General features: G+C 73.4%; 6 protein-coding genes and 1 pseudogene. 3 read left to right on the top strand and 4 right to left on the bottom strand.

Annotation, left to right across the window (positions count from 1 at the left end; genetic code table 11):
• Window positions 1-202: pseudogene (locus L0H79_RS20330) on the top strand (ATP-binding protein); the annotation flags it as partial.
• Between the two features lie 29 nt (window positions 203-231).
• Here the strand turns inward: L0H79_RS20330 and L0H79_RS20335 are convergent.
• On the bottom strand, window positions 232-1,086 hold the full coding sequence (locus tag L0H79_RS20335; protein WP_301486460.1) for an enoyl-CoA hydratase: 855 nt from the start codon (window positions 1,084-1,086) through the stop codon (window positions 232-234).
• A gap of 33 nt (window positions 1,087-1,119) precedes the next feature.
• A complete protein-coding gene (locus L0H79_RS20340; protein WP_301486461.1) occupies window positions 1,120-1,704 on the bottom strand; it encodes a hypothetical protein in 585 nt (194 codons plus the stop codon).
• Between the two features lie 140 nt (window positions 1,705-1,844).
• On the opposite strand from L0H79_RS20340, the gene L0H79_RS20345 reads away from it, so the two are divergent.
• Together L0H79_RS20345 and L0H79_RS20350 are read left to right on the top strand one after the other, a co-directional pair.
• Entirely contained in the window at window positions 1,845-2,585 is a 741-nt protein-coding gene (locus L0H79_RS20345) for a CDP-alcohol phosphatidyltransferase family protein (protein ID WP_301486462.1), read from the top strand.
• Entirely contained in the window at window positions 2,582-3,343 is a 762-nt protein-coding gene (locus L0H79_RS20350) for a class I SAM-dependent methyltransferase (RefSeq protein WP_301486463.1), read from the top strand. The genes L0H79_RS20345 and L0H79_RS20350 overlap by 4 nt, the downstream gene beginning before the upstream one ends.
• A gap of 125 nt (window positions 3,344-3,468) precedes the next feature.
• On the opposite strand, the gene L0H79_RS20355 is transcribed toward L0H79_RS20350, so the two are convergent.
• Window positions 3,469-4,329 carry a hypothetical protein gene (locus tag L0H79_RS20355; RefSeq protein ID WP_301486464.1) on the bottom strand — a complete coding sequence of 287 codons (861 nt, stop codon included), beginning with the start codon at window positions 4,327-4,329 and terminating at the stop codon, window positions 3,469-3,471.
• Window positions 4,326-5,210 carry a dihydrofolate reductase family protein gene (locus tag L0H79_RS20360; protein ID WP_301486465.1) on the bottom strand — a complete coding sequence of 295 codons (885 nt, stop codon included), beginning with the start codon at window positions 5,208-5,210 and terminating at the stop codon, window positions 4,326-4,328. The genes L0H79_RS20355 and L0H79_RS20360 overlap by 4 nt, the downstream gene beginning before the upstream one ends.
• Window positions 5,211-5,331 lie beyond the last annotated feature (121 nt).

A 5,331-nucleotide genomic window follows, 5' to 3' on the forward strand; every position in this document is an offset into this window, starting at 1 on the left:
GCAGGCCGCGCCTGCCCCCGAGGCCCAGCCTGAGTCGGCACCCGCCCCCGCCGCGTCCACCCCGGCGACGAAGGACGAACCGAGCCTGATCGAGAAGGTCGTCGAGTCCCAGGGGTTCCGGTCGATGCTCCGCTCGGCGGGAACCGTCATCGGACGGGAGATCACCCGGAGCATCTTCGGCACGTCGCGCCGCAGACGCTGAGGCGGGCAGGTCACGCCGGCGACGCAGGCTCACTCAGCGGCATACGGCGATGTCGTATGCCGCTGTGGCGCCTCCCCGCGGAAGGCCGGCTGCCGCTTGGCGAGGAAGGCCGCCACCCCTTCGCCGAAGTCGTCGCTGCCGTAGGCGTGTTCCAGCCTCGCGTCGTCGGCCTCGGCGTCATAGCCGACCCGCCCGTCCCGCAGCTGCTCCTTCGTGGTCCGGATCGTCAGCGGCGCGGCGTGCAGGACCCCCGCTGCGACACCCCACACCTCCGCCTCGAGCCGCTCGGGCGCGACGACCTCCATGACGGCTCCGACGGCGGCGGCCCGGCGCCCGTCGACCATCCGCGAGGCGAGGAGCATCTCGCGGGTCAGCGGGTCGCCGAAGACCTCCGCGCAGCGCAGCACGATCGGCGCGGACAGGGCATTGCCGAGGGTGCGCGCGATCGGGAAGCCGAAGCGGGCCGTCGGGGTGGCGATGCGCAGGTCGCAGGCGTTCGCAACCGCGAGCCCGCCGCCGACACAGTGCCCCTCGACGGCCGCAATGGTCAGCTGGGGCATCCCGGCGATGCCGTCGAGCACCCCTCGGATCCGCGACTCGTAGGCGACCCCGTCCGCTCCACTGGAGACATCCGTGAACGACGAGATGTCGTTGCCCGCGGCGAAGGCCCGGCCACCCGCGCCCCGGAACACGACGACCCGCAAGGCCGGTGTGGTGGCAGCGAGCTCGCAGATCCGCTCGAGCTCGGCGTACATCGCCGTCGTGAAGGCGTTGTGCTTCTCCGGCCGGTTGAAGGTCACCTCGATGGCGCCCAGCTGGCTGCGCAGGTGCAGCTGCCCACCGGCTCGCTCCGACACAGGACCCCAAACAGGCGTGGCGCTCATACGCCTGAGCGTAGTCAGGCGCGGGTCACTTCCTCAGCGGACCTCGCCGCCCTCGTCGTGCGGCGCGGGGTCCTCGGGCATGTCTCGTTTACTGGTGCGGGCCGCCTTGGCCCGGTCGGCATCCTTGACGCTGACGACGCTGTTGCGCCCGAGCCCGAGAGCGGCGAAGAAGACGATGACAACCCCGAGCCCGACGAAGAAGCCGAGCTCCTCGATCGCTGCTTGCGTCGCCGCGGCACCCGCGGGCGTGCCGGCCGCCGGAACGCCGCCGTTGAACAGCGGGCTCAGGATCGGTCCGACCGCGAACCAGGCACCGGCGACCGCGGCGAGCCATCCGCCGAAGATCGTGATGCGCCGGTCGGCGCTCGTCAGCAGCATGAGGCCGCCGAGGATCGTCGCGACCGCAGGCAGGATCTCCAGCCAGAGCCGGCCCATCGTGTACTGCCACGCCGTGTCCGGCGTATAGGCGTAGCCGAAGATCGGCCCGACGAAGGGAATGATGCCGCCCCAGATGCCCAGCAGGACGAGCAACGCCCCACTGACGGCACCGCGGCTACGCGTGACATGGATCCGGCTTGAGAACCGGCGGGGGTGTGCGGAGGGTGTAGCAGTTGTCATGGTGGATCACCTCGTGTATTGAGGACCCGAGGTACCTGCCGAGGCCCTCTTTGTCGATCAGTTCTCGCTTACCCAGCCCAATCGAACTCGAACGGGTGCCCTACGTGGACACGACGACCGGCTGTGCGTGAGGCTGGGGTATGACGTCCCGCCGGCTGCTCGTGAGGGTGCGGCGTGCCAGGGGGGGTCAGTCTCGTGGTACCGGGCGGCTGTGCGCCGCGGGGCTGCTGGCGCAGGCCGGGCTGCTCGGCAAGCTGGCCCGCACGTCGGGGCTCGGCGTCGCGGGCGGGCTGGTCGGCGGCATCAGCGGCCTGGCCGTCAACGTGGCCGTGGCGCGCGGGCTGCGGGATGGCAGCCCGGGTGCGGCCGACGTCGTGACCCTCGCCCGGGCCACGGTGGCTTGCGCGGTGGCCGGCCTCGTCACCGACGCGGCTTGGGGTCGCGCCGAGTCGCCGGCCCTGGTCCCCCTGGCCGCCGCTGCACTGGTGTTGGACGCGGTCGACGGGGCGGTCGCGCGCCGCACCCGGTCCGCTTCGGAATTCGGTGCCCGGTTCGACGGCGAGGTCGACGCCTTGCTGATCCTCGCCCTGAGCGCGCACGCCGCGCGGCCCTACGGGTGGTGGGTGCTCACCGGGGGTCTGGCGAGGTACCTCTTCGCTGCCGCTGGGTGGGCGTGGCCGTGGATGGGTCGAGGCCTACCGCCGCGCTACTGGCGCAAGGTGGCGACCGCGGCGGAGGGGATCGTGCTCGTCGTCGCCGCGGCCCGGGTCCTGCCGCGGCCGGCCACGCGCGTGGGCCTGGCCGGGGGCCTGTCGCTGATCGGCGAGTCGTTCGGCCGGGACGTGCTCTGGCTGTGGCACCGCCGGGACCTGCCGGTATGACGCCCAGCGAGCGCGGGCGGGTCGACCGGGTCCTGCACGACGCCAGGGTCGCGGCATACCCTCCGGGCGAGTACATCGGTCAGGAGAGCTTCATGACCGCCGGCGGCATCCTGGCCCTCGGTCGGCGGGCCGGTGTCGGCCCGGCCGTCCACGTGCTCGACCTGTGCTGCGGTCTCGCCGGGCCCGGCCGCTACCTCACCCGGGAGCTGGGCTGCCGTTACCTCGGCGTCGATCAGGACCCGTCGGCCATCGACCTCGCCCGGCAGCGCTCGGCCGGCCTGCCGTGCCGGTTCGTCACCGCGATCGTGCCGCCAGTGCCGCCCGGCGACCGCGACGTCGTGCTCCTGCTCGAGACACTGCTGGCGTTCCGGGACAAGCGCGCGCTCGTCTCGCAGATCGCGGCTGTGCTGCGCCCCGGCGGACGGTTCGCCTGCACCGTCGAGGATGGTATGCCGCTGACCGCGCGGGAACGCGCGGCAATGCCGCAGGCGGACACGGTGTGGCCGATCCCGTTGCCCGAGCTCGAGTCCCTGCTTGCCGAGGCCGGGCTCACGGTCACGTGGCGGCACGACGACAGCGCCTCGCACCTGGCCGTCGTCGACGCGCTCGTCGACGCGTTCACCACGCACCTGGCGCGGATCGCCGCCGAGCTGGGGGCGTCTGCGATCGACGAGCTGCTCGCCGGACACCGGCTCTGGAGCTCGTGGCTGCGATCCGGCCGGGTCCGCAAGGTCGCGCTCGTCGCGCAGCGCCGCTGAGGACGCAAGCGTCGGGGTGCGACACCGTCGCAACGGAGGGCGAGCAGCCGAACAGTGCGCAGCCTGTCCGTAAGAACACAACAAGTCCGCCTGGGACCTCCTCGCCACGCGTGGCCCGGTGGCCCTCACCCGACTTGTTGTGTTCTTACGACCGCGTTCGACGTCAGACTGCCGTCGGGTGGCAGTCCCAACAGGTCCACGTGGCCGACGACAGCCTCGAGCCTGCCGTGCCGCGCCGCTTGGAGCCGGTCGGCGAGCCAGCCCTCGATCCGGGCCGCGTCCCGGGGTCGCTGCTCGGTCGCGGCCTCGGCTCGCCCGCGCAGCCAGGCATCGGTGAGCTCCCGGTCCGGCCCGCGCAGGCGCCACGGCGTAGCGGCAGCCGTGACGGTGTAACCCTGGTCGCGAAGAGTCTCGGCGGCGAGATCGCCCGCGGCCGGGCCGAGCCGGCCGGCACGCCGCTGGTGCGCGTTGAAGGCCTCGCCGACCAGCTCGTCCGCTGGGTGCCCGGGCTGCAGGTCCACCCATCCGGTCACGGTGAGGCCGGCCAGGACCGCGGCGCGGTGCGCGACCGCCGGCTCGAGCAGGGCGCGACACTCGCCGGCCGTGAGCAGGTCGAGCAGCGCCTGGCAGGTCACCGCATCTGTGGGCTCCTCGGCCAGCAGGCCGGCCAGTCGGGTGAGGTCTGCGATCTCCGGGGTGGCCCATGCCTGGCTGACCGGCTGGGCGCGCACGAGCAGGTCGGGGTCGTGGTCGACGAGCCGCCAGTTCTGCCGAGCCGGGGGGAGCAGGTGCGCGAGGTGGTGCCGGAGCCACGTCGCCCCGGCACCGGTTCCGGCGCCGACGTCCACCAACCGGACCGGTCCGGCGGGTCGCCGACGGTGCAGCCATCGAGCGAGCTCGTCGGCCAGGCCGGTCGCCGAGTCGGTGCGGGCGCGCACGTCGGCCGGGCCGCGCAGGTCGAGCCAGTGCGGGTCGACCCGGGTCACGTCGACCTCGCGCGGCTATCGAAACGGTCGGAGAGCGCATAGGTCAGGAACGCGACGTCGTCGATCTGTTGCACGTCGGCCAGCCTGCCGCGCCGGGCCGGATGCCACGGGAACCGGCCGTCGCCGACGAACCGCCGGGCTCGGGCGTCCCCCACGAAGATCGGCGCGACGACCAGGTGCAGCTCGTCGGCGATGTCCTCGACGAGGAACTGGGTGAGGATCCGGCCGCCGCCCTCGACGAGCAAGGTGCGCACCCCTCGTTGGAACAGGTCGGCGCTCAGCGCTCGCATCCGGATCCGGGGTCCCCCGTCGACGACCGTGGCCAGGGCGCCGTACCTCGCGGACGCGTCGGCGAAGGCCCCGGAGGGGCAGTAGACGAGCTTGGCCGCACCGGTGGTGAAGAAGGCCGCGTCGTAGGCGAGCTCCTCGCCGTGGGTCACGGTGACCTTGGTCGGTGTCTCGGGCAACCCCCGCGCACGCCGCGCTGCCCGACGGGCCGGGCTGCGCACGAGCAGGCGCGGGTTGTCGCTGCGGATCGTCTGTGCGCCCACGAGGATCGCGTCGCAGCCGGCCCGGACGGCGTCGACCCGGTCGAAGTCGGCGGTGTTGGACAGGACCAGCCGGCCCCCGGACGCACTGCCGATGTAGCCGTCCAGCGACACACAGCAGCTGAGCACGGTGTAGGGCAGCGCCTCGGTGCCGGGGGCTTCTGCGGTGCGCGCGGGCAGGTGGTGCGGCCGGGCCCGCTCTCCCGCGCCGTCCCGCTCCTGCGCGCCGTCCCGCTCCTGCGCGCCGTCCCGCTCCTGCGTGCCGTCCCGCTCCTGCGTGCCGCTCTGATCCCGTGTACCGTCCTGCTCCCCCACGTCGCCGCGCTCACCCATGCCGGGCTCCCCGGCGCCGGGCGGCCAGCAGGACCAGTGCCCCTGGCAGGGTGCCGACGAGCGCCAGCACGCCATACAGCACCGAGACGGACAGCCCCTGGGCTCCGCCGAGCCCGGCCAG

The organism is Intrasporangium sp., assembly GCF_030452765.1.
Taxonomy (GTDB): Bacteria; Actinomycetota; Actinomycetes; order Actinomycetales; family Dermatophilaceae; genus Intrasporangium_A.